Source organism: Zoogloea sp. (genome assembly GCF_041908905.1).
In the GTDB taxonomy this organism is placed as follows: Bacteria; Pseudomonadota; Gammaproteobacteria; order Burkholderiales; family Rhodocyclaceae; genus Zoogloea.
Genome location: NZ_JAYREK010000013.1, coordinates 48,770 through 72,150, shown reverse-complemented (window position 1 = coordinate 72,150; position 23,381 = coordinate 48,770). Strand labels below are relative to the sequence as shown.

Genomic DNA, 23,381 nt, shown 5'->3' with positions numbered 1-23,381 from the left:
TCCAAAATCAAAGTAAGGTGCCCGTGGATGGTGCCGTTAAAACGATTCATCAAGGAGACACCCATGTTGTCCATTCGCGATTGCCTGGATTACTGCGACCTCACCGACGAGGACGTCGCCATCATTGCAGAGCATCACGACATTCCCGAAGCCGCCGCCGCGCAGATCGCCTGCGGGCTGGTGCAGACGCGGGAAGGCACCTTGATGCTCACCCAGTTCATGCTCGACCTGGTCGACCACGCCGAGGAACGCGGCGACGGCATCCGCGCCAAGCGCTTTCGCGACGCTTGCGCCCGCTTCATTGCGAGCCATCCGATTTCCCACTGACACCCGCCCCCTGCCCTGAGCGGGCTGCGTGGGCTTCGGCCAGCCGGTCGAGTTCACGCAGCCTCGCGAGCTTCTCGGCGATCTTCGCCTCCAGCCCGCGGGCGACGGGTTCATACCAGCCGGGCTTGCCCATTCCTTCCGGAAAGTAATTTTCCCCCGCCGCGTAGCCATCGGGCTCGTCGTGGGCGTAGCGGTAGGCATGACCATAACCCAGGTTCTTCATGAGTTTGGTCGGCGCGTTGCGCAGATGGATCGGCACCGGCCGCGACACATCGTTGGCCACAAACTTGCGGGCCGCATTATACGCCTTGTAAACCGCGTTCGATTTGGCGGCGCAGGCCAGGAAGATCGCCGCCTGGGCCAGCGCCAGCTCGCCCTCGGGCGAGCCCAGGCGCTCATAGGTGGTGCAGGCATTGAGGCTGATCTCCAGCGCCCGCGGGTCTGCCAGGCCGATGTCCTCGACGGCCATGCGCACCAGGCGGCGCCCCAGGTAGAGCGGCTCCGCACCGCCATCCAGCATGCGGCACAGCCAGTAGAGGGCGGCGTCCGGGTCGGAGCCGCGCACCGATTTGTGCAGCGCAGAGATCTGGTCGTAGAACGCCTCGCCGCCCTTGTCGAAACGCCGCAGGTTGCGTGACAGGGCTTCATCGACGAAGGCCGGCGTGACCGGATTGACGCCCGCCGTGGTGGCCGCAGTGTGCACCTGCTCCAGCAGGTTGAGGAGACGGCGGGCGTCGCCGTCGGCAAAACCGGTGAGCCGGTCGCGGGCATCACCCTCGAAGGCCAGCTCGGGGCACGCGACGGCGCGGGCGCGCTCGAAGAGCTCGGCCAGCTCGTCGGCGGAGAGCGGCTGCAGCACATACACCGCCGCCCGCGACAGCAGGGCCGAATTGACCTCGAAGGACGGATTCTCGGTGGTGGCGCCGACGAGGGTGACGAGGCCCTGCTCCACGTAGGGCAGGAAGGCGTCCTGCTGGGCCTTGTTGAAGCGGTGAACCTCATCCACGAACAGGATGGTGTGGCGTCCGCGGGCCCGGGCGGCCTCGGCCTGGGCGATCGCCTCGCGGATGTCCTTGACCCCCGAGAACACCGCCGACAGGGCGATGAACTCGGCGTCGAAGGCGCTCGCCATCAGCCGCGCGAGGGTCGTCTTGCCGACGCCCGGCGGCCCCCACAGGATCATCGAGTGCAGCTTGCCCGACTGGAAGGCCAGCGCCAGCGGCTTGCCCGGGCCGAGCAGGTGCTTCTGGCCGATGACCTCGACTATCGTGCGCGGCCGCATCGCCTCGGCCAGGGGCAGGCGCGGCGGATCGAGCGTGTCGAAGAGGTCGGCCATGGGCGGCTCGGCTGGTGGAGCGCCCGCTCAGTCACCCACCACGTCGGCGCCCTTGGGCGGGACGAAGCGGAACTGGGCCGGGTCGATGGCGGGGTTGCGCTCCATCTGGCCGAACTGCAGCGCGGTGGTCTGGCCGAAGTTGTCGTGGAGCACCATGGCCTTCAGCTGGCCGCCGGCAAAGCCCATGCGGATGCGCTCGAAGCTGCTGTCGTCGGCCCTGGGGGTCGCCTCGACCCACTCCAGGCCATCGGCGCTGCCGGCGTCCTTGAGCACGAAGTTCTTGTCGAGGGCGTTGTCGCCGGCCAGGATCGCCGCGGGCGTGCTGCCCAGGGCCTGGCCGAGCTTCTTGGTGGTGACCTGGTTGAGCTCCTGATCCCACGCCCACAGCTTGCTGCCGTCACCCACCAGCAGCTGGGCATAGGGTTTCTCGTACACCCAGCGGAACTTGCCGGGCCGCGAGAAGGCGAAGGTGCCGCTGGCCTGCTGGGGCTTGCGGCCGGATTTGGAGAACACCTGCTGGGAGAAGGCCCCCTTGGCGCTGCGGGTGCCGTCCATGAACTGGCGCAGCTGAGCAAGGGCATCGGCCCGGGCCGAACCGGCGGCCAGCAGCAGGGTGAGGGCCAGCGCGGCCAGGGTGGGCTTGGATTGGAGGTGCATCATTCTCCTTCGCGGGGCGGGGTGACGACTTCCCGGTTGCCGTTGGTGCCCATCGGCGTGACGAGGCCGGAGCGTTCCATCTGTTCGATCAGGCGCGCGGCGCGGTTGTAGCCGATGCGCAGGTGGCGCTGGACGAGGGAGATCGACGGCCGGCGGGTCTTGATGACGATCTCGACGGCCTGGTCGTAGAGCGGATCAGCCTCGCTGCCCTCCCCGCCCTCGCCGGCCATCAGGTCGCCGCCTTCTTCCTCGGCGCCCGCCAGGATGCCATCCACATACTCGGCCGGGCCGGTGGCCTTGAGGAACTCGACCACCTTGTGCACTTCATGGTCGGCCACGAAGGCGCCATGCACGCGGGTCGGCAGGCCGGTGCCCGGCGCCAGGTAGAGCATGTCGCCCATGCCCAGCAGGGTCTCGGCACCCATCTGGTCGAGGATGGTGCGGGAGTCGATCTTGCTCGACACCTGGAAGGCCATGCGGGTCGGGATGTTGGCCTTGATGAGGCCGGTGATCACGTCCACGCTGGGGCGCTGGGTGGCGAGGATGAGGTGGATGCCGGCGGCCCGGGCCTTCTGGGCCAGGCGGGCGATGAGCTCCTCGATCTTCTTGCCGACCACCATCATCAGGTCGGCCAGCTCGTCGATGACCACCACGATGTAGGGCAGCTTCTCGAGGGGCTCGGGGTTGTCCGGGGTGATCGAGAACGGGTTCTTGAGCGGCGCCTCGGCCTCGGCGGCCTCGACCACGGCCTTGTTGTAGCCTGCCAGGTTGCGCACGCCCAGCGCCGACATCAGCTTGTAGCGCTTCTCCATCTCGGCCACGCACCAGTTAAGCGCGTTGGCGGCGTGCTTCATGTCGGTCACGACCGGCGCCAGCAGGTGCGGGATACCCTCGTAGATAGACAGTTCGAGCATCTTCGGGTCCACGAGGATCAGGCGCACGTCGGAGGGCTCGGACTTGTAGAGCAGCGACAGGATCATCGCGTTGATGCCCACCGACTTGCCCGAGCCGGTGGTGCCCGCCACCAGCAGGTGCGGTGTTTTCGCGATGTCGGCCACCACCGGCAGGCCGCCGATGTCCTTGCCCAGCGCCACGGTGAGCGGCGAGTGCATGTCGTGGTAGGCGCGGGAGCCGAGGATCTCCGAGAGGCGCACCGTCTGGCGCCGCGGGTTGGGCAACTCGAGGGCCATGCAGGCCTTGCCCGGCACCGTCTCGACGACGCGGATGCTCATCACCGACAGCGCGCGGGCCAGATCCTTGACCAGGTTGACCACCTGACTGCCCTTGACGCCCACCGCCGGTTCGATCTCGAAGCGGGTGATCACCGGGCCCGGATAGGCCGCCAGCACCTTCACCTCGACGCCGAAGTCGGCCAGCTTGCGCTCGATGAGGCGCGAGGTGGCCTCGAGGGTCTCGGGGGACGGCGGCTCCACGTCGTGGGCCGGCTCGTCCAGCAGCGCGAGGGGCGGCAGCGGGCCATCGGTGATTTCGGTGAACAGCGCGGCCTGGCGCTCCCGGTGGGCACGCAGGGATTTCTCGACCTCGACCACCGCCGGCTCGATGCGGACAGGCCGCGCCGCTTCGGCAACCGCCGGCTCGACACGCGGGGGCCGCTCGAGTTCGGCCACGGCAGGCTCGACACGGGCCGCCTTCGGACGCGGCTCCGGCAGGGGTTCGTCCATGTCCGGCAGGTCGGGTTCGGCGAAGCCCGGCTCGACGCGCTCGGAGAACGCGGGGGCAACGACCTCTTCCTTCTTGCGCGGGGCGGGTGCCTCGGGGGCGTCGGGTTTCTCGGCCGTCTCACGGACGGGCCCGCGTTCGTCGCGCCGCGGAGCGACCCGCGCCACGAAACTCCAGATCTTTTCGAGGCCGGTGCCGAGCAGCTCGGACGCCTCGACCCAGCTCACGCCCGAGAACAGGCTGAGCCCCCCGGCCAGCAGGCCGAGCAGCAGCAGGGTTCCGCCGGTGAAGCCGAGATACTGGAAGACCAGGTTGCCCAGCTCGATCCCGATGATGCCGCCGGGCTCGAGGGGCAGGGTCGCCTTGAGGGTGTAGAAGCGCATCGCCTCGAGGCCGCTGCTCGACAGCAGGACGGCCAGAAAACCCAGCACCACCACCAGGAAGGAGCGCTGGTCGGCGCCGAAACGCCGCTGCAGGCGCCGGAAACCGACCGCCAGCCCGAGCCCGAGGAAGGCCACCCACCACCAGGCCGACAGCCCGAACAGGTAGAGCAGCAGGTCGGACAGCCACGCCCCGAAACGCCCGCCGGGGTTGGCCACGCGGTCGACCAGCACGGCATGGGACCAGCCCGGGTCCGCCTTTGAATAGCCGAACAGGACCATCGCCACATACAGGGCGAGGACGCCGAGCAGCAGCCAGCGGGCTTCCTGGAGGAGGCTGGCGATCTTTTCGGGCAGGGGTGGCGGGCGGGTCGAGGGGCGATTGAGCATGGGGAGCAGCAGGGATACGCGGTGCGGGGCAACACAAAAGCAAAAAGCGCGGTGAGGCACCGCGCCTTTCATTATAAACCAGGGCCGCCGCTCCCCCTCCCCTCTGTTCGGCCGGAGCCGGCGACGGGACGGGAAAACGGTTACAGGTCGTAAATCTTCTCGCGCAGGATGACCCCGCCGTCGGTCTCCTCGATCAGGCCACGCAGGCCGAGATCCTTCATGACGCGGCTGACCATCTCGCGGGAAGCGCCGATCATCTTGGCGATGTCCTGCTTGGAGACCTTCTTGCGCACCACCTTGAGCCCATCGACCTCTTCGGACATCTCGAGGAGCAGGCGCGCCACGCGGCCGTAGACGTCCATCAGCGCCAGGCTCTCGATCTTGCGGTCGGCGTCGCGCAGGCGGCGGGTGAGATTGCACATCACGTGCCAGGCCAGCTCGAAGTTTTCCTGCATCAGGCGCTTGAAGTCGGTCTTGGCGATGGTGACGAGGTCGGACGGCGACACCGCAACCACGGAGGCCGAGCGCGGGCTGTCGTCGAGGACGCCCATCTCGCCGAACATCTCACCCTGGCCGAGGATGGTCAGGATCACCTCGCGGCCATCCTCGTCGCTGACCATAACCTTGAGGTTGCCGGTCAGCACGAAATAAACGAAGTCGGTGCGGTCACCTTCATGCACCACCGCGGCGCCCCGCGGAACCCGTCGCATCATCGCGCAGCGCGCAACGGCTGCCAGCCGGTCATCGCCCAGGCCCTGGAAGATGGGGAAGGTCCGCAGGGCAATCGTGGACACGGAGCTGGTAACGGTCATAGGCCTCTCCTGAGCAATACGCTAAGTTATTTTTTGGCAACGTGACGAAGATGTCATGGCCTAACAATTCCGAAGTATAAAGCAAACTCGCGAGACACCGAATGACAGACGGGCGAGGCCTGCCCGTATTGACCAGACCGCCTCATTTCGAGGGCCGCCCCGGGCCGGGCGCCGTATAATTGGCGGCCCTGCTCCACACTTCAGAGAGACCCAGACCGATGACCACCCGCCACATCAAGCTGCTCATCCTCGGTTCCGGCCCCGCCGGCTACAGCGCCGCGGTCTACGCCGCCCGCGCCAACCTGAACCCCGTGCTCATCACCGGCATCGCCCAGGGCGGCCAGCTGATGACCACCACCGAAGTGGACAACTGGCCGGCCGACGCCGACGGCGTGCAGGGGCCCGAGCTGATGGCGCGCTTCGAGAAGCACGCGCTGCGCTTCAACACCGAAATGATCTTCGACCACATCCACACCACCCACCTGTCGGAGAAACCCATCCGCCTGGTGGGCGATGCGGGCGAATACACCTGCGACGCGCTGATCATCGCCACCGGCGCCAGCGCCCAGTACCTCGGCCTGCCGTCCGAGGAGGCCTTCTCGGGCAAGGGCGTGTCGGCCTGCGCCACCTGCGACGGCTTCTTCTACCGCAACCAGGAAGTCGCGGTGATCGGCGGCGGCAACACCGCCGTCGAAGAGGCGCTTTACCTCGCCAACATCGCCAGCAAGGTCACGCTGGTGCACCGCCGCGACAAGTTCAAGGCCGAGCGCATCCTGGTGGACAAGGTCATGGAGAAGGTCGCCGCCGGCAAGATCGTCCTCGAGCTCGACTCCACCCTCGACGAGGTGCTGGGCGACAACACCGGCGTGACTGGCATGCGCATCAAGCATGCCAAGACCGGCGCCACCAAGGACATCGCGCTGAAGGGCGTCTTCATCGCCATCGGCCACAAGCCCAACACCGACATCTTCGAGGGCCAGCTCGAGATGGAAGGCGGCTACATCGTGACCCAGGGCGGCCGCCACGGCAATGCCACCGCCACCAGCGTGCCGGGCGTCTTTGCGGCCGGCGACGTGCAGGACCACATCTACCGTCAGGCCGTCACCAGCGCCGGCACCGGCTGCATGGCGGCCCTCGACGCCGAACGCTATCTCGACAGCCTCGGCCTGGCCGGCTGAGCCCTTTCGTTGTCACCAGGCGGACCGGGCTCCCGGTCCGTTTTCATTGGACGTTTTGCATCACCATGGGCAAGGACAAGCACGCCAGGGGCCTCGACGCACTCAAGGGCCTTAAGAACCGCGTTCCGGCGGCGGCCCCGTCGCGCCCCAGGATCGTGATCCCGGCGCAGCCCGCCGAGCCGGACGACGCCACCCTCTTCCGTCGCGAGGTCGGCCGCATCCAGCCCCTCAAGGCCGACGACCACGCCGAGATCGCTCGCCCCAAGCCGGCGCCGCTGCCGCGCCCGCAAACCTTCGAGCCCGCCCCCGAGACGCCGCGGCGCCCGACCCGCATCGACGAGAACGACCCGGTCGCCGTCTTCCGGGCCGCCCTCGGCGACATCACCCCGATCAAGGATTTTCACCGGGTGGACCTCAGCGGCCAGCGCCAGCAGGCCAGCAGCCAGATCCGCGCCCTGAGCCACGTGGAGCCCGCCGTGGCTCGCGTCGATGTGGACCAGCTCCACGACCCCGCCGCCCTGTTCCGCCACGTGGCCGGCGAGGTGGCCCCCCTCAAGAGCCGCAACCTGGCCGACGTGGAGCGCCCGCTGCCGGCGCCGCTGCCGCGCAAGCGCGAGGAGGACGAGCGCGAGGTGCTGCGCGAGGCCCTCGAGAGCCCCCTCACCTTCGAAGACCGCCTCGACACCGGTGACGAGGCCGCCTACCTGCGGGTCGGCCTGCCCCGCCGGGTGCTCACCGACCTGCGCCGCGGACGCTGGGTGGTGCAGGCCGAGCTCGACCTCCACGGCCTGACCCGTGACGAGGCCCGCGCCAGCCTCGCCCATTTCATCGCCCTCTCGCTGCAGCAGGGCCGCCGCTGCCTGCGCGTGATCCACGGCAAGGGCCACGGCTCGCCGGGGCGGCTGCCGGTGCTCAAGCACCTCTCCCGCGGCTGGCTGGCCCAGCGCGAGGACATCCTCGCCTTCTGCCAGGCACGCCCCCACGACGGCGGAGAAGGCGCCCTCCTCGTCCTGCTCCAGGCCGGCGGCGCTCCCCGCGCCTGAGCCCGGCGGCGCCGGTCGGCGGGCCGGCGCATGCCTCCATCTGCCGTTCTTGCCCCCGGTCAATTTTTTCCGGCGTACATCGGCTTATTGTCCGCTGCGACAGATTGTCGCAGGGGCAAAGTGCCGCATCCGGGCTGCCGACCCCCCTGCTTCGTCTCGTAACACCGCCGCTCGAGGCGGAATGGACGCTTAGGGCCCAGGGATAAGGGAGAGCAACAATGAGCAACGAAGAGATCAAGCACGACGACCAGAACCTCGTTCCGGGCCGTCGCAAGTTCCTGAACACCGCCGCGCTGGCCGGCCTGGCCGGTGCCGGCCTGTCGGTCGGGCTGTCGTCCTGCAAGCAGGAGGCCGCACCGACCGCCGCCGCTCCGGCCGCCGCCCCCGCTGCACCCGCCGCAGCCCACGGCGCCGCCGGCGAGCTGAACCTGCACCCGGCGCCGGGCCAGCTCGACACCTACTACGGCGTGTGGTCCGGCGGCCACTCGGGCGAGGTGCGCGTGCTGGGCCTGCCCTCCGGGCGCGAGATCAAGCGCGTGCCGACCTTCAACATCGACTGCATGAGCGGCTGGGGCATCACCAACGAATCGAAGGCCGTCATCGGCACCAAGGCCGATGGCAGCCTGAAGTACAAGACCGGCGACACCCACCACATCCACGGTTCTTACACCGACGGCACCTACGACGGCAAGTACTACTGGGTGAACGACAAGATCCACGGCCGCATCGCGCGCATCCGCGGCGACGTCTTCGAGTGCGACAAGATCACCGAGATCCCCAACATCCAGGGCTTCCACGGCATCTTCCCGGACAAGCGCGACCCGGTGGACCAGTCCATCAACCGCACCACCCGCGTCTTCTGCGGCAACGAGTTCCACATCCCGCAGCCCAACGACGGCCGTGACGTGGACGACCCCACCAAGTACAAGACGCTGTTCACCTGCGTCGACGCCGAAACCATGGAGGTGCGCTGGCAGTGCCGCGTCGACGGCAACATGGACCTCGTCGCGACCTCCTACAACGGCCGCCTGGCCGCGGCCAACCAGTACAACGTGGAAGGCGGCGCCAAGTACGAGGACATGATGTCCTCCGAGAAGGACGCCTGCGTGTTCTTCGACGTGGCGCGCATCGAGCAGGCCATCAAGGACGGCAAGTTCACGACCATCGGCGACAGCAAGGTGCCGGTGGTGGATGGCACCAAGGAGGCCAACAAGGATCCGAAGACCGCCCTCACCTGCTACGTGCCGGTGCCGAAGAACCCCCACGGCGTGAACGCCAGCCCGGACGGCAAGTACTTCATCTGCTCCGGCAAGCTGTCGCCCACCGCCACGGTGATCGAGCTGGCCAAGGTCGAGGAGTTCCTCGACGGCAAGCTGGACGACATCAACAAGAGCATCGCCGCCGAAGTCGAGATCGGCCTCGGCCCCCTGCACACCACCTACGACGGCCGCGGCAATGCCTTCACCACGCTGTTCCTGGACAGCCAGATCGTCAAGTGGAACATCGACGCCGCCATCAAGTTCCACGCCGGCGACAAGAACGTCAAGTACGTGGTCGACCGCATCGACGTGCATTACCAGCCGGGCCACATCAGCGCCGACATGGGTGAAACCAAGGAAGCCGGCGGCCAGTTCCTGGCGGTGGGCTGCAAGTTCTCGAAGGACCGTTTCCTGCCGGTCGGCCCGCTGCACCCCGAGAACGAGCAGCTGATCGACATCCGCGGCGAAAAGATGGTGATGCTCGCCGACCACCCGGTGTATCCGGAGCCCCACGACTTCATCATCGTCAAGCGCGAGAAGGTGAAGACCAAGCAGGTCTTCAACGTGGATGACTTCCCCAACGCCGTCAAGGATCCGAAGGACTCCGGCGTCTTCAGGAACGGCAACAAGGTCACCGTCAAGCTGGTGTCCCAGGCCCCCGCCTACAGCCTGCGCGAGTTCAAGCTGAAGAAGGGCGACGAGGTCACGATCATCCTCACCAACCTCGACAAGGTGGAAGACCTCACCCACGGCTTCGCGATTCCCAAGTACGACATCAACTTCATCGTGAATCCGCAGGAAACCAAGTCGGTCACCTTCAAGGCCGACAAACCCGGTGTGTACTGGTGCTACTGCACGCATTTCTGCCATGCACTGCACCTCGAGATGCGCACCCGCATGATCGTCGAGAAGTAATCGGCACCCCGCAGTACGTCGATAAATGAAGAAGTCTTTGGGGAGGCGCTTGCGTCTCCCCGTTTTTCTTTGGGCGCCACCAGGCCTGCCCACAGCAAGTTTTTCTGGCTTGACTCAGCTTAAGGCCGCACCGCCAGCGGCACATCAGAATTCAATGAAACGCTGATTCATCGGAACCGCCATGAAGCCTCTCCCCACCCTCCATCTGAAACGCCTGTACCGGCGGGCCGCCGCCCTGCTCGCCGGCCTCGTCGTGGCCGGCAGCGCCCTCGCCGACACCTACGAAGTCAAGCTCCCGCCCGAGCTGACCAGTTCACCCCGGATGTGCGACTACGCCCCCTGCAAGGACGTGATGCCTGGCGCCACCTCCTTCTCCGAGCGCAAGGGCCAGCCCCCCTACGTGGAAGCCTACGCCGGGGAAGGTGGCCAGAAGAAGCTCGTCGGCTACGTGATGCTGTCCACCGACATCACCGACATCCCGGCCTATTCGGGCAAGCCGGTGGTCACCCTGATCGGCATGGACACCGCCGGCAAGTTTGCGGGCGTCAAGATCCTCAAGCACTCCGAGCCGATCCTGCTCCTGGGCATCCCCGAATCGGCCCTCATCAAGTTCAACAACCAGTACCTGGGCAAGTTCGTCGGCGACAACATCGAGATCGGCAAGTCGCGGCCCGAGGAAAACCTCATCGGCCTCGACGCCATCACCGGCGCCACCGTCACCGTGATCGCCCAGAACCAGGTCATGATGCTGTCCGGCGGCGAGGTGGCCAAGCAGGTCGGCATCCTCAAGCCCGTGGTGCGGCCCCAGGCCAGGTTCCCCGCGGCCACCACCACGCCCGGCTGGGCCCAGCTGGTCGAGGACGGCAGCGTGCAGCGCCTCACCGTCAAGCCCGAGGAGGTCGGCCTCAAGAACAGCGGCAAACCCTACATGGACCTGTGGTTCGGCTACCTCAACCAGCCCACCGTCGGCCAGGCCATCCTCGGCAAGGACGGCTACGCCAGCCTGATGGGCCGCCTCAAGGAAGGCGAGCACGCGATCTTCATCATCAAGACCGCCGGCATGGACTCCTTCAAGGGCTCCGGCTTCGTGCGCGGCGGCATCTACGACCGGGTTCAGGTGCGCCAGGGCGGCGATTCCTTCACCTTCCGCGACCTCGACTACCTCAACCTGTGGGGCGTCTCCGCCGCCGGCGCGCCGGCCTTCGACGAATCGGCGATCTTCATCATCCGCGGCAAGAGCTTCTCGGCCGCCTACCCGTGGAAGCTGGTCTTCCTCGGCAACAAGATCGACAAGGAAACCGCCGCCAAGACCTTCGCCAACTTCGACCGGGAATACTGGCTCGCCGACGCCTACCTCGAAGGTGGCCGCCCGAAGATCGTCAAGCCCGACCCGACCTGGCTCAAGGTGTGGAAGGACAAGGCCGTCGACATCGGCATCTTCGTGACGCTGCTGCTGGTGGTCTCCGCCGCCTATGCCAGCCGCGACAAGCTGGTGCGCCGCGCCGACCGCCGCAACAAGTGGCCGGTGAATGCCTTCAAGTACACCGGCTGGGTGGTGAGCATCGGCTTCGTGGGCTTCTACGCGATGGCCCAGCCGTCGATCACCCAGGTGCTCACCTGGTTCCACAGCCTGCTGTTCCAGTGGAAATGGGAGCTCTTCCTGTCGGATCCGCTGATCTTCATCTTCTGGATCTTCATCATCGCCACGGTGTTCATCTGGGGGCGCGGCTTCTTCTGCGGCTGGATGTGCCCCTTCGGCTCGCTGTCCGAGCTGCTCTACAAGCTCGGCGGTGCGATCGGCCTCAAGCGCTTCCAGACCCACCTGCCCCAGGCTCTCCACGACAAGCTGAAGTGGCTCAAATATGTAGTCTTCTTCGGGCTGCTGGCGGTGTCCTTCTTCAGCATGGGCCTGGCCGAGAAGCTCGCCGAGGTCGAACCCTTCAAGACCACCTTCCTGGTCGGCATCCTCAACCGCAGCTGGCCCTACAGCCTCTTCGCGGCGGGCCTGCTGGGCATCTCGATCTTCGTCGAACGGCCGTTCTGCAAGTACCTGTGCCCCCTCGGCGCCGCGCTCGCCATGCCCACCACCTTCCGCTGGTTCGGCCTGAAGCGCAAGGACGAGTGCACCAGCTGCAAGGCCTGCGCCAAGGGCTGCGGTTCGCTGGCGATCGACACCAGGGGCAACATCGACCAGCGCGAGTGCATGCTGTGCCTCGACTGCATGGTGCTCTACTACGACGACCACGCCTGCCCGCCCCTGGCCCAGGAACGCAAGCGCCGCGAGAAGGCCGGCCAGCCCCTCACCCCCATCGACGGCAAGGGCTACTTCATCCCCATCAAGCCCGTGCCGATGGACACCAAAGCGCAAGGAGCCCGAGCATGACCATCGCCGACCGCAACGAACTGCGCCAGCCCGCCTATGGCGAGGCCAGAGGCGCCGCGTGGTTCATCGCCGAGCTGCGCGACCACCTGTGGCCCTGGGCCGGCAAGGGCCAGCCCGCCCGGAAGGCCATCCAGGGCGCCGGCTTCGCGCTGGCCCTCGCCGCCACCGTGGCCTGGGTGATGGCGGCCCTCGGCCACCTGTCGGCGGGGGCGATCATCGGCTGGTGGTTCGGCTGGAGCGTATTCGAGGTCTTGGTGCGGATGGACGCCAAGCCCTACGTCAAGGAAGGCCCCTGGTGGGGCCGCCTGTACCGCCGCGCCACGCTGATGGACATGCTGTGCTACGTCAGCTTCAAGAACCTGCTGATCGGCGCCGCGCTGTTCATCGGTCTCAAGACCGCGGGCATCCTGCAGATCTGAGGCCAGGCACCGGCGTCAGCGCCTTTGAACAGGCAGCACGCTGGCCCGCTCCAGGCGGTCCTCCAGTTCGCCGAGGTGGGCGGCGACACCGTTGCCGGACCGTTCGATCAACGCCCGCAGCTCGCGCTCGAGCCGGTCGATGCGCTCCAGCACATCAGCCGGCGCGCCGCCGGCGCCCGCCGTGGCCTTCCCGGCCAGCGCCGACTCGATGAAACGACGCAGCTCGGTGAAGCGCGATGCCTCCGCCTCGTCGGCGAGTTCACGGCTGGCGCGGATCTCCCTGGCCTGGCGACGGGTCTCCAGCAGCACCGAGGTCTGCAGGAACAACACGAACACCAGGAACAGCGCGGTGATCGCCAGCAGGAAGCCCAGCATCACCAGCCCGAGGGGCATGCGGACCATGCCCACCCCCAGGCTCAGGTCGGTGGGCGTGATGACCGCCCCCCAGTTCAGCGTCACGAAGGCCGACGCTCCAACCAGAACCAGCAGCAACAGCACGATTGCGACTCTCATCTTCACACGCTCCTTGAACGGCGTCCCCGCAATGGAAACGGCCGGCGCCTGCCGCCTGCGTTAAAGTGCGGCCATGCGCTCCGCCCATCCCATCGCCGAAGACGAAGTGGAATTCATCGCCATCCGCGCCCAGGGGGCCGGAGGGCAAAACGTGAACAAGGTTTCCAGTGCGGTGCATCTGCGCTTCGACATCCTCGCTTCAAGGCTGCCCGAAGCGGTGCGCCAGCGGCTGCTCGGGCTCGGCGACCAACGCATCAGCAAAAATGGCGTGATCGTCATCAAGGCCCAGGAACACCGCAGCCTCGAGAAGAACCGGGCCGAAGCCCTGCGCCGCCTTCAGGCGCTGGTGGACAGCGCCTCACACGTCCCCAAGGCACGCCGGCCGACGCGCCCCACCCGCGGCGCCGTCACCCGCCGCCTCGAGGGCAAGGCCCGGCGCAGCGCGATCAAGGCCGGGCGCGGCCGGGTCGAGTGACGGCTCGTTCAACGCGCAGCAGGCTCATTTGTGCGCTTCGTCGTACCTAGACAGGGTGACACCGGCCCCCGCCAGGGACTCGCGCAGATGCTTGATCTCCTGCTTGGCAAACTCGTTGCCATGGTGGGGGTGATGCACGAAGAACTCATGCCGGTTGAGCAGGATGCGGAACCGGGCGCCATGCCCGGGCTCGACCGTCGCCCCCAGGTGGTTCAGCAGGGATTCGACCTCGCGCCACTGGATGTTGCTGCTGACCGGGTCGCGGAAGATCGCTTCAAGAACATGCCGGTGCTTGTTGCTCATGGTATGGACTCCCTCGTATTGTCCCCGTCATTCTTGCACTACCGGCGCCCCATGGGTATGCCCCACGCCACGAAAGGCGACGTCCCCGCGGCGTTTTTTGCCAAAACCCGGCGGCCGGCGTAGCCTTGGGCCACCTTATTCTGCTGAAAGGATCCATCCATGCCTGTGCTGCTGCAAGTCGACTTTCCGTTCTCCGGCCCCTGGGGCGACGCCATGACCGATGCCCTCCAGGGCCTCGCCGAATCCATCGCACAAGAGCCCGGCCTGATCTGGAAGATCTGGACCGAGAACCCGGCCAGCGCCGAAGCCGGCGGCATCTACCTGTTCTCCGACCGCGCCAGCGCCGAGGCCTACCTGGCAATGCACACCGCCCGGCTCAAGGGCTTCGGCATCCCTGAGGTGAATGGCAAGATCTTCGACGTGAACCCGGCCCTGTCCGCCATCGACCGGGCGCCGCTCTGACCCGCCCGGGGTCGGGTCGGCGCCGGCCAGGCCCGTGAATTCACATGGATCAAGGCTGGCTGCGGCAAATCGCCGCACAATCGGGGCCAATGAGTTCCGGCCCCGTCTCCATGCCACGCAGCAGCCTCCGTCATCTCACCCTCACCGCCGTGCTCCTGGCCACCACGAGCCTCGCCGCCGCGGCCGAGTGGCAGGTGAAACCGGGTGAATCAATCCAGGCCGCCGTCGCCCATGCTGCCCCCGGCGACACCATCCGCGTCGCCCACGGCCGCTACCCCGAAAACCTGCGCCTCGACAAGCCCGTCAAGCTGATCGGCGTCGACCGCCCCACCATCGACGGCGGCGGCAAGGGCGACACGGTGCGCATCGTCGCCACCGACGTGAGCCTGGAGGGCTTCATCGTGGCCGACTCGGGCGGCGACCTGGGCGCCCAGAACGCCGGCGTCTACATCCAGCCCGGCGCCCACCGGGCCCGCGTCATCCGCTGCGACTTCAGCTACACCCTGTTCGGGCTGTGGATCGAGAAGGCCGACGACGTGCTGATCGAGAACAACCTCATCACCGGCAAGCGCGATTTCGACTCCTCCCAGCGCGGCAACGGCATCCAGCTCTACAACACCACCGGCGCGCGAATCATCGGCAACAACATCAGCTTCGTGCGCGACGCCATCTACGTGGACGTCTCCCACAAGGCGATCTTCCGCGGCAACAAGATGCACCACAGCCGCTACGGCACCCACTACATGAACTCCTACCACAACCTGTGGGAGGACAACGACACCTTCCTCAACCGGGGCGGGCTGGCCCTGATGGAGGTGCGGGACCAGGTCGTGCGCAACAACCGCGCCTGGGGCAACTCCGACCACGGCATCATGCTGCGCACCATCCAGGACGCCGTGGTCGAGAACAACGTGGTGGCCGGCAACGCACGGGGCTTCTTCATCTACGACGCCGAATACAACACCCTGCGCGGCAACCTGGTGGTGGACAACCAGGTCGGCGTGCACCTGTGGGCTGGCTCGACCCGCAACGTGGTCGAGCGCAACGACTTCATCTCGAACCGGGAGCAGGTCAAGTACGTGGCCTCCCGCGACGAGCCCTGGGGCACCAAGGAAGGCAACTACTGGAGCAACTACGTGGGCTGGGACCGCAACGGCGACGGCCTGGGCGACGTGCCCTACGAGGCCAACGACATGGTCGACCGCCTCTCGTGGCGCCACCCGATGGTCAAGCTGCTGATCGCCAGCCCGGCCATCCAGACCCTTCGCCTCATCGCCCAGCAGTTCCCGCTGCTGCGCGCCCCCAGCATCGTGGACAAGAACCCGCGCATGCGCCCCGACCATTCCGACTGGAGAAACTGGCTTGGCAAGCACTATCGTTGAAGCCCGCGGGGTGACCAAGGATTTCGGCACCGTTCAGGCAGTAAAAGGTGTCGACCTCTCCATCGCCCCCGGCGAACTCTTCGGCCTGATCGGCCACAACGGCGCCGGCAAGAGCACCCTGTTCAAGATGATGCTCGGCCTGATCCCCATCACCGCGGGCGAGATCCGCATCGACGGCGAACCGGTGAATGGCCCGCGCTTCCGTGAAACCCGGCGCAAGATCGGCTATCTCCCCGAAAACGTGGTGCTCTACGACAACCTCACCGGCATCGAGACGCTCTACTTCTTTGCCGACCTGAAGGCCGTGCCACGCCGCGAATGCGCCGGGCTGCTCGACAAGGTGGGCCTCGCCCACGCCGCCCGCCGCCGGGTGCGCGAATACTCCAAAGGCATGCGCCAGCGGCTCGGCTTCGCCCAGGCCCTGCTCGGCACGCCCCGCCTGCTGTTCCTCGACGAACCCACCACCGGCCTCGACCCTGGCGCCATCCGCGACTTCTACCGCATCCTGCGCGAGCTGAAGGGCGACGGCGTGACCATGGTGCTCACCTCCCACATCCTCGCCGAGATCCAGGAACGGGTCGACCGCCTCGCCATCATGGAAGGCGGCCTCATCCGGGCCACCGGCACCGTGCAGGATCTGCGTGAAGCCATGAACCTGCCGCTGACCCTCGAGATCGCCGGCGGCGCCGGCCTCTCGGAGCAGGTCGGCCGCGTGCTCGCCGGCATGGCCATCGAAAGCATCGAAGAAGCCGGCAACGTGCTGCATATCCGTCTGCCGCGGGAAGCCAAGATGCCCGCCCTCGCCCGGCTGGCCACCCTCGGCGAGACCATGCGCGACCTGCGCGTCCGCGAACCCTCCCTCGAAGACGTGTTCTTCGGCTACCGCAACGGATGACGGGTCAGACCATGCTCTCCATCGACTTCAAACAGATCGCCATCGTCGCCGGCAAGGAGTTCTGGGACCGCATCCGCAACCGCTGGGTGCTCGCGGTGGCGCTGGTGTTCACCGCCTTCGCGCTGGTCATCGCCTATTTCGGCTCCGCCCAGCAGGGCGCGGTGGGTTTCCGCAGCATCGAGGTCACCATCGCCTCGCTGGTCAGCCTGGTGATCTACCTGATCCCGCTGATCGCCCTGATCCTCGGCTTCGACGCGGTGGTCGGCGAGCGGGAACGCGGCTCCCTGGACCTGCTGCTCACCCTGCCGATCACCCGCCGCGAGCTGATCCTCGGCAAATACACCGGCCTCGCCGCCGCACTGGCCTTCTCGACCATCGCCGGCTTCGGTGCGGTCGGGCTGATCCTGTCGCCCCAGCTCAACCTCACCGCGCTCTTCCACTACGCCGGCTTCATGTTTTCGGCGATTCTCCTCGGCCTGGCCTTCCTGAGCCTGGCGGTGATGCTGTCGGTGTTCGCCGCCGACCGCACCCGCGCCTCGGGCCTTGCCATCGGCACCTGGTTCTTCTTCGTGCTGGTCTTCGATCTGCTGCTCCTCGGCATGCTGGTCGTCACCGCCGGCGACTACGGCGGCGCGGTGTTCCCCTACCTGCTGCTGCTCAATCCGGCCGACGTCTTCCGCGTGCTCAACGTCTTCAGCCTCGACGAGGTGCGCACCCTCTATGGCCTCGCCACCGTCTTCCCCGAAGCCTTGAGCAATCCAGCCATCCTCGGCGGCGTCATGCTGGCCTGGATCATCGGCCCGCTGGCCATCGCCATCTGGAGATTCCAACGATGAAACTCACCACCGCCGCCCTTCTCCTCACCGCAAGCCTGCTCGCCGCCTGCAGCCAGACCGCCAATGCGCCGGTCGCGCCCAAGGAGATCGCCCAGGACAGCTACTGCGCCCTCGACGGCATGCTGCTGGCCGACTACCCCGGGCCCAAGGCCCAGATCCACTACGATGGCACCCCCGAGCCCGACTTCTTCTGCGACACCATGGAGATGTTCTCGCTACTCCTCAAACCCGAACAGGCCCGCAAGGTGGCCGCCGCCTATGTGCAGGCCATGGACCAGACCACCTGGGAACAGCCCAAGGGCGCCTGGATAGACGCGAAGAAGGCCTTCTACGTGGTGGGCTCCAAGAAACGTGGTGCGATGGGCCCGACCATCCCCTCCTTCGCCACCCGCGAGGGCGCCCAAAAGTTCGCCGACACGGAAGGCGGCAAGGTTCACCCCTTCCCCGAGATCACTGCCGACATGGCCCGCCTGGACGGCGGCGCCCTGCACGACCAGAGGATGTGAGCATGGACCCGTTCTACAGCGACCTCGCCCCCGAAGATGCCCTCGAGATCGAGCAGTTCGCGCGCCTGATGTACGACCTGCGCAGCGCCCGCGACAAACTGCTGGCGGACCTCGGCGCCCGCGACGCCGCGGGCGTGCTTGCCCGGATCAGCGCCGGCGAACTTCCCGAACACCCGAGCTACGAACACTACCTCTCGCTGAACATCCTCACCGACCTGCACGGCCAGGTGCGCAGCGATCTCGCCCGCATCGTCCAGGAGGCCCGCACCCGATGAGCCTGCATCTCGACCTCGCCGCCCGGATCGAGGAACACTTCGGTGAGCACCTCGAAACGCCCGTCGACGTGAAATACGACGCCCTGATCGCCCACTTCAACAACGGCGTGACACTGGAAGCCCGCATCGCCGGCAGCGACGCCTACGCCATCGCGTGGGCCTGGGGAGAGGCGGAGCTGCGCATCGACACCGCCCCGCTGCACCCCGAGCTCGCAACCCGGCCAAACCATCTCCACACCGCTGACGGCGGTCTGTGGGCCGATCCGCTGACCCGCACCGACGCCAGCCCGTGGGACAATCTGCAACGGGTCATCACCACCATCCTGGACGACCCGCTTCTCGACAAGATCGACACCGGAGCCCGTGCATGAAGCCCAGCGTTCTGACCCTCCTCGCCGCGCCGCTGCTGGCTGGCAGCCTGCTGGTCGCGCAGCCTGTCTCGGCCGCCGACCTGTCGCCTCAATACGTCCAGCGCTCGGCGCGCTGCCCCGTGTGCGGCATGTACCCCTACCGCACACCACAATGGACCGGCCAGATCGTCTTCAACGACCAGAGCGCCTCGAGTTTCGATTCGCCGGTGGACATGTTCCGCTTCCTCAACAACATGCCGCTGTTCGACAAGCAGCATAAACCCGCCGACATCGGTGCCATCTACGTGGCCGATTACGGCACCAAGGCGTGGGCGGACGCCCGGAAGGCCTTCTTCGTGCTCGGCTCGACTGCCCGCGGCCCGATGAACGACCCCAACCTCCCCGCCTTCTCCACCCGCGAGGCCGCCGAAGCCTTCGCCAAAGCCCAGGGTGGCCGGGTTCTGGCGTTCGGCGACGTGACGCGGGACATCATCAAGGGCCTCAACACCAGCTCTCACCAACATTGACCCCCGGGAGCCACAGCCGGACCGACTCCCGTCGGCGGCTAATTCAAGCACAAGAGCGCTGCAACACCGGCTCCCACGTGCAACCGGGCGACGCCCCAACCTTCGGCGCCAAGCCCCGTCCCGTCAATCGGCAACGCTCGCGAGCCTTCAGTCGACCTTGAGGGTATGGCGCAAGGCTTGGGCACACCGCCTTTCCAGTCCCAATAAAAAACCGACCACCCTGTGGTCGGTTTTTCGTCTGGCGCAAAGCGCAGGACGGGCAGTTACTGGGCCTGGCCAACCATGAAATCGACGATCAGCTTGATCTCGTCATCGCCCAGGGCCGCGTTGCCCCCCTTGGGCGGCATCATGCCCTTGGCGCCGTTGAAACCCTCGATTGCGTGCTTGTAAAGCGTGTCCTGGCCTTGGGCGATACGGGGGCCCCAGTCGGCCTTGTCGCCGAGCTTGGGTGCGCCTGCGACACCAGTCTGGTGACACATCGCACAGGTCTTCTTGAACAGGTCGGCACCTTTGCCGCCATCGGCGGCGGGCGCCGCCGGTGCTGCCGCAGGGGCCGCAGCCGCCGGAGCCTGGGAAGCCGGCGGAGATGCCTCGCTCTTGGGGGCTTCGGACTTACCACAGGCAGCCAGGAAGCCGACAAGGATAAGAGGCAACAATTTTTCTACACGCATGATGATTTGACCTCATTGGGGAGATGGCGCACGTGCGCCAGGGCAGCGCGATACTATGCTTTCGCCCCCCCGCGACACATTGACCCGCATCAACCGGCGCCCCAGCCCGACCGAACACTTTTTCGATTGGCATAAAAAGCCCGGCGCGGAAAACACCACCACGCCCGGGACGTCAGAAAACGTGGTCGCCCTCCATCGCAACATCCGCGACATCCGCTACCGCATGAGCGCAAGCCAACGCGTCGCGACCCACTACAGGTCGTTCAGCGAGACCTAAGGGATCCGTCGGCCGCCCTTCTATGGCGACCCCAAAAAAAGCAATACGGCGGCAAGCTCACCGCTTGACCGCCGTATCGGAACATCAGGCCCAGCCACCTTCAAGGCGGCTAGACATTCAGCACTTCAAATCAGAACGATTGCAGCATCGACTGATCGCAGATCCACATAACCCAGCCAGGCAGCAGACCCAGCGCCGCAATGGCCAGCGCGTTGAGCGACAGCGCGACACGCATCGTCGCCGGCGTGGCGATCGGAGCGGAATCCTGCGGCTCGTCGAAGAACATGACCTTGACGACACGCAGGTAGTAAAAGGCGCCGATCAGCGACATCACCACCGCGAACACCGCCAACCACTTGTAGCCCGACGCAACCACAGCCAGCAGCACGGAGAACTTAGCGTAGAAACCAATGAAGAACGGAATACCGGCCATCGAGAACATCACGATGCCCATCATCCCGGCGAACCACGAACTACGCTTGTTCAGGCCCTTGAGATCGTCGAGCGTCTCGCAGTCGAACCCGGCGCGGGAGAGAACCAGCAGCACACCGAACGCGGCAAGGGTCATCAGCACGTACGAGAAAACGTAGAACATTGCAGAGCTGTAGGCGTTGAGCGCGAAATGACGATCCCCGTCCACCACGCCGGACACCAGCGCGAGCAGCATGAAGCCCATGTGCGAAATACCCGAGTAACCCAGCATCCGCTTCAGGTTCGGCTGAGCGATCGCCGCGATGTTACCGAGGGCGATGGACAGCACGGCAAGGAACATCAGCATCGACTGCCACTGGTCGGCAAGCTCGAAAAGGCCATTGACCAGCAGACGCATCGCCATGCCGAACGCCGCCAGCTTGGGGGCCGAGGCGATCAGCAGGGTAACGGACGTGGGCGCACCCTGATAAACGTCCGGCACCCACATGTGGAAGGGGACGACGCCCAGCTTGAAGGCGAGACCAGCCACAATGAAGACCAAGCCGAACATCAGCACGGTCTTGTCGCCGCCCTGATGATAGATCGCCTGGGCAATGCGCGACAGTTCGAGGCTGCCCGTAGCGCCGTAGAGCATGGACATGCCGTACAGGAGCAGACCGGAAGCCAGGGCGCCGAGCACGAAGTACTTCATCGCCGCTTCGGTGGCCCGCGCGGAGTCACGCTGGGTTGCGACCAGCGCGTAGAGCGACAGCGACAGCAGCTCGAGACCCAGGTAGAGCGTCAGGAAATGATTGGCGGCAATCATCACCATCATGCCGAGGGTCGCGTAGATCACCAGCATGTAGTACTCGGTGGACTCCATCTTGCGGTCACCGATATAGCTGCGCGAATAGAGCAACACCACCGCCACCGACAGATACACCATCAGCTTGAGGAAATCACCCATCAGATCATCGACGTACATGTCGCTGAAGGTGAGCGTGACCTGCCCATCCATGGTGTAGACCGTGACGAAGGCCGCCCCAAGCAAGGTAAGCTGAGTCAGGTAATACGAGAGGCTTCGCGATTTCTGAAGGAAGGTGCCGGTCATCAAAACGACGAACGACATCGCAACCACGAAGAGCTCCGCCGCGGCGGGATAGAAATCCGGAATAACAAAGTTCATCTTGAGATCACAATCCGATGGTTTCGTCTCTGCTACCTGAGATCAGAGTTTGCTCACGGCAACGTGCTTAAGCAGGTCAGTCACAGACGCATGCATGACCTCGGTAACGGGGAAGGGATAGATCCCCATGGCCAGGACACAGATGGCGAGAACCGCGAGGAATGCGAATTCCCGGCCATTGATATCCGTGAGTTCAGACACGTGATGGTTGGTGATTGCACCGAACACAACCCGCTTGTACATCCACAGCGTGTAGGCGGCGCCGACGATCAGCGTCGTGGCGGCAGCGAAACCCACCCAGAAGTTGTACTTGACCGCACCGAGGGTAACCATGAACTCGCCCACAAAGCCGGAGGTCGCCGGCAGGCCCGAGTTGGCCATCGCGAACAGCATGAAGAAGGCCGCAAACTTCGGCATGACATTCACCACACCGCCGTAATCGGCGATCTGGCGGGAGTGCATGCGGTCATACAGCACACCGATCGACGCAAACATGGCACCCGACACGAAACCGTGGGAGATCATCTGAACCAGGGCGCCTTCGATACCGAGCGGATTGAAGATGAAGAAACCCAGCGTCACGAAGCCCATGTGCGAGATCGACGAATAGGCCACCAGCTTCTTCATGTCGGTCTGGACCAGCGCCACGAAACCGATGTAGATCACCGCGATGAGCGACAGGGTGATGATGACCGGCGCAAAGGCCTGGCTCGCATCCGGCACGATCGGCAGGGAGAAGCGCAGGAAACCATAGGCACCGAGCTTCAGGCCGATCGCCGCCAGGACGATGGAACCGCCGGTCGGCGCTTCAACGTGGGCGTCAGGCAACCAGGTGTGGACCGGGAACATCGGCACCTTGACCGCGAACGAGGCGAGCAGGAACCAGAAGATCCAGGTCTGGTCCCACATACCGAGCTTCAGCTTGTGCCAGTCGAGAAGGTTGAAGCTGCCACCCGACTCCATGAAGAGATACAGGAAGGCGACCAACATGAGAAGGGAGCCAGCCAGCGTGTAGAGGAAGAACTTGACTGCCGCATACACACGGTTGGGACCACCCCAGACACCAATGATGATGAACAGCGGGATCAGCGAGGCCTCGAAGAAGACATAGAACAGCACACCGTCGAGCGCACTGAAGATGCCGTTGATGAGGCCGGACATCACCAGGAAGGCCGCCATGTACTGCGACACCTTTTCCTGGATCACCTCCCAGCCCGCCACGACGACAATCACCGTGATGAAGCTGTTGAGCAGCACGAAAAGCACCGAAATGCCATCGACACCCAGCGCGTAATTGATGTTGAAGCGCGGAATCCAGGTGCGCATCTCGACGAACTGCATCGCACTCGTGCCGACGTCGAACATCGTGTAGAGCGGAATGGTGACCGCCAGCCCGGCAAGTGCCGCCACGATCGCGACGAACCTGGCGAGCGACGCATTGCGGTCCGAACCGGTGGCCAGCGTGAGCAGGCCACCAACAATTGGAACCCAAATCGCGAGGCTGAGGAGATATTCCTTCATTTCTACTTTCCG

25 protein-coding genes are annotated in these 23,381 nt (G+C 65.8%); 16 read left to right on the top strand and 9 right to left on the bottom strand.

The window, feature by feature from the left end:
• Positions 1-63 precede the first annotated feature (63 nt).
• Positions 64-327: a hypothetical protein gene (locus tag ACE3OU_RS09545; protein WP_374241325.1), complete on the top strand. Its 264-nt coding sequence runs from the start codon at positions 64-66 to the stop codon at positions 325-327.
• On the opposite strand, the gene ACE3OU_RS09540 is transcribed toward ACE3OU_RS09545, so the two are convergent.
• The 4 genes from ACE3OU_RS09540 to ACE3OU_RS09525 form a co-directional block, all read right to left on the bottom strand.
• Positions 299-1,663, bottom strand: a complete 1,365-nt coding sequence (locus ACE3OU_RS09540; RefSeq protein ID WP_374241324.1) for a replication-associated recombination protein A — start codon at positions 1,661-1,663, stop codon at positions 299-301. The genes ACE3OU_RS09545 and ACE3OU_RS09540 overlap by 29 nt on opposite strands.
• Positions 1,664-1,690: 27 nt before the next feature.
• A complete protein-coding gene (lolA, locus tag ACE3OU_RS09535; RefSeq protein WP_374241323.1) occupies positions 1,691-2,323 on the bottom strand; it encodes an outer membrane lipoprotein chaperone LolA in 633 nt (210 codons plus the stop codon).
• Positions 2,320-4,770, bottom strand: coding sequence for a DNA translocase FtsK 4TM domain-containing protein (locus ACE3OU_RS09530; protein ID WP_374241322.1), 2,451 nt, complete (start codon positions 4,768-4,770; stop codon positions 2,320-2,322). Before ACE3OU_RS09530 ends, lolA begins: the two co-directional genes overlap by 4 nt.
• 140 nt (positions 4,771-4,910) lie before the next feature.
• Positions 4,911-5,582 (bottom strand): Crp/Fnr family transcriptional regulator, encoded by a 672-nt coding sequence (locus ACE3OU_RS09525; protein ID WP_374241321.1) that lies wholly within the window; start codon positions 5,580-5,582, stop codon positions 4,911-4,913.
• A 218-nt stretch (positions 5,583-5,800) separates the two neighbouring features.
• Between ACE3OU_RS09525 and trxB the strand changes: the two genes are divergently transcribed.
• The 5 genes from trxB to ACE3OU_RS09500 all read left to right on the top strand — a co-directional run bounded on the left by trxB (position 5,801) and on the right by ACE3OU_RS09500 (position 12,779).
• Positions 5,801-6,760, top strand: a complete 960-nt coding sequence (trxB, locus tag ACE3OU_RS09520; protein ID WP_374241320.1) for a thioredoxin-disulfide reductase — start codon at positions 5,801-5,803, stop codon at positions 6,758-6,760.
• 65 nt (positions 6,761-6,825) lie between these two features.
• Complete coding sequence (locus ACE3OU_RS09515) at positions 6,826-7,803, top strand: Smr/MutS family protein (RefSeq protein WP_374241319.1); 978 nt, start codon at positions 6,826-6,828, stop codon at positions 7,801-7,803.
• Positions 7,804-8,021: 218 nt separating this feature from the next.
• Complete coding sequence (nosZ, locus tag ACE3OU_RS09510) at positions 8,022-9,977, top strand: TAT-dependent nitrous-oxide reductase (RefSeq protein ID WP_374241318.1); 1,956 nt, start codon at positions 8,022-8,024, stop codon at positions 9,975-9,977.
• A 181-nt stretch (positions 9,978-10,158) separates the two neighbouring features.
• Positions 10,159-12,360 carry a 4Fe-4S binding protein gene (locus tag ACE3OU_RS09505; protein ID WP_374241317.1) on the top strand — a complete coding sequence of 734 codons (2,202 nt, stop codon included), beginning with the start codon at positions 10,159-10,161 and terminating at the stop codon, positions 12,358-12,360.
• A complete protein-coding gene (locus ACE3OU_RS09500; RefSeq protein ID WP_374241316.1) occupies positions 12,357-12,779 on the top strand; it encodes a transcription regulator in 423 nt (140 codons plus the stop codon). Before ACE3OU_RS09505 ends, ACE3OU_RS09500 begins: the two co-directional genes overlap by 4 nt.
• 15 nt (positions 12,780-12,794) lie before the next feature.
• On the opposite strand, the gene ACE3OU_RS09495 is transcribed toward ACE3OU_RS09500, so the two are convergent.
• Entirely contained in the window at positions 12,795-13,292 is a 498-nt protein-coding gene (locus ACE3OU_RS09495) for a hypothetical protein (RefSeq protein ID WP_374241315.1), read from the bottom strand.
• A gap of 73 nt (positions 13,293-13,365) precedes the next feature.
• Here ACE3OU_RS09495 and arfB point away from each other — a divergent pair, with 73 nt between their 5' ends.
• Positions 13,366-13,767: an alternative ribosome rescue aminoacyl-tRNA hydrolase ArfB gene (gene arfB / locus ACE3OU_RS09490; protein WP_374241314.1), complete on the top strand. Its 402-nt coding sequence runs from the start codon at positions 13,366-13,368 to the stop codon at positions 13,765-13,767.
• 24 nt (positions 13,768-13,791) lie between these two features.
• On the opposite strand, the gene ACE3OU_RS09485 is transcribed toward arfB, so the two are convergent.
• Positions 13,792-14,070, bottom strand: coding sequence for a type II toxin-antitoxin system HicA family toxin (locus ACE3OU_RS09485; protein ID WP_374241313.1), 279 nt, complete (start codon positions 14,068-14,070; stop codon positions 13,792-13,794).
• Between the two features lie 159 nt (positions 14,071-14,229).
• Here ACE3OU_RS09485 and ACE3OU_RS09480 point away from each other — a divergent pair, with 159 nt between their 5' ends.
• From ACE3OU_RS09480 to ACE3OU_RS09445, 8 genes are all read left to right on the top strand, one after another.
• Complete coding sequence (locus ACE3OU_RS09480) at positions 14,230-14,532, top strand: monooxygenase (RefSeq protein ID WP_374241312.1); 303 nt, start codon at positions 14,230-14,232, stop codon at positions 14,530-14,532.
• Positions 14,533-14,642: 110 nt separating this feature from the next.
• Complete coding sequence (locus ACE3OU_RS09475; protein ID WP_374241311.1) at positions 14,643-15,914, top strand: nitrous oxide reductase family maturation protein NosD; 1,272 nt, start codon at positions 14,643-14,645, stop codon at positions 15,912-15,914.
• Positions 15,895-16,809 carry an ATP-binding cassette domain-containing protein gene (locus ACE3OU_RS09470; protein ID WP_374241310.1) on the top strand — a complete coding sequence of 305 codons (915 nt, stop codon included), beginning with the start codon at positions 15,895-15,897 and terminating at the stop codon, positions 16,807-16,809. The genes ACE3OU_RS09475 and ACE3OU_RS09470 overlap by 20 nt, the downstream gene beginning before the upstream one ends.
• A complete protein-coding gene (locus ACE3OU_RS09465; protein WP_374241309.1) occupies positions 16,806-17,645 on the top strand; it encodes an ABC transporter permease in 840 nt (279 codons plus the stop codon). The genes ACE3OU_RS09470 and ACE3OU_RS09465 overlap by 4 nt, the downstream gene beginning before the upstream one ends.
• Positions 17,642-18,151, top strand: coding sequence for a nitrous oxide reductase accessory protein NosL (locus ACE3OU_RS09460; RefSeq protein ID WP_374241308.1), 510 nt, complete (start codon positions 17,642-17,644; stop codon positions 18,149-18,151). The genes ACE3OU_RS09465 and ACE3OU_RS09460 overlap by 4 nt, the downstream gene beginning before the upstream one ends.
• Positions 18,152-18,153: 2 nt before the next feature.
• On the top strand, positions 18,154-18,426 hold the full coding sequence (locus ACE3OU_RS09455; RefSeq protein ID WP_374241307.1) for a hypothetical protein: 273 nt from the start codon (positions 18,154-18,156) through the stop codon (positions 18,424-18,426).
• A complete protein-coding gene (locus tag ACE3OU_RS09450) occupies positions 18,423-18,797 on the top strand; it encodes a hypothetical protein (protein ID WP_374241306.1) in 375 nt (124 codons plus the stop codon). Before ACE3OU_RS09455 ends, ACE3OU_RS09450 begins: the two co-directional genes overlap by 4 nt.
• Complete coding sequence (locus tag ACE3OU_RS09445) at positions 18,794-19,303, top strand: nitrous oxide reductase accessory protein NosL (RefSeq protein WP_374241305.1); 510 nt, start codon at positions 18,794-18,796, stop codon at positions 19,301-19,303. Before ACE3OU_RS09450 ends, ACE3OU_RS09445 begins: the two co-directional genes overlap by 4 nt.
• A 263-nt stretch (positions 19,304-19,566) precedes the next feature.
• Here the strand turns inward: ACE3OU_RS09445 and ACE3OU_RS09440 are convergent, their stop codons facing one another.
• Positions 19,567-19,974 carry a cytochrome c5 family protein gene (locus ACE3OU_RS09440; RefSeq protein WP_374241304.1) on the bottom strand — a complete coding sequence of 136 codons (408 nt, stop codon included), beginning with the start codon at positions 19,972-19,974 and terminating at the stop codon, positions 19,567-19,569.
• Positions 19,975-20,053: 79 nt separating this feature from the next.
• Between ACE3OU_RS09440 and ACE3OU_RS09435 the strand changes: the two genes are divergently transcribed.
• Entirely contained in the window at positions 20,054-20,251 is a 198-nt protein-coding gene (locus ACE3OU_RS09435; RefSeq protein WP_374241303.1) for a hypothetical protein, read from the top strand.
• A 130-nt stretch (positions 20,252-20,381) separates the two neighbouring features.
• Here ACE3OU_RS09435 and nuoN read toward each other — a convergent pair whose 3' ends face one another.
• Both nuoN and ACE3OU_RS09425 read right to left on the bottom strand, forming a co-directional pair.
• A complete protein-coding gene (gene nuoN / locus ACE3OU_RS09430) occupies positions 20,382-21,848 on the bottom strand; it encodes an NADH-quinone oxidoreductase subunit NuoN (protein ID WP_374241302.1) in 1,467 nt (488 codons plus the stop codon).
• A gap of 42 nt (positions 21,849-21,890) precedes the next feature.
• Positions 21,891-23,369: an NADH-quinone oxidoreductase subunit M gene (locus tag ACE3OU_RS09425; RefSeq protein WP_374241301.1), complete on the bottom strand. Its 1,479-nt coding sequence runs from the start codon at positions 23,367-23,369 to the stop codon at positions 21,891-21,893.
• Between the last annotated feature and the right edge of the window lie 12 nt (positions 23,370-23,381).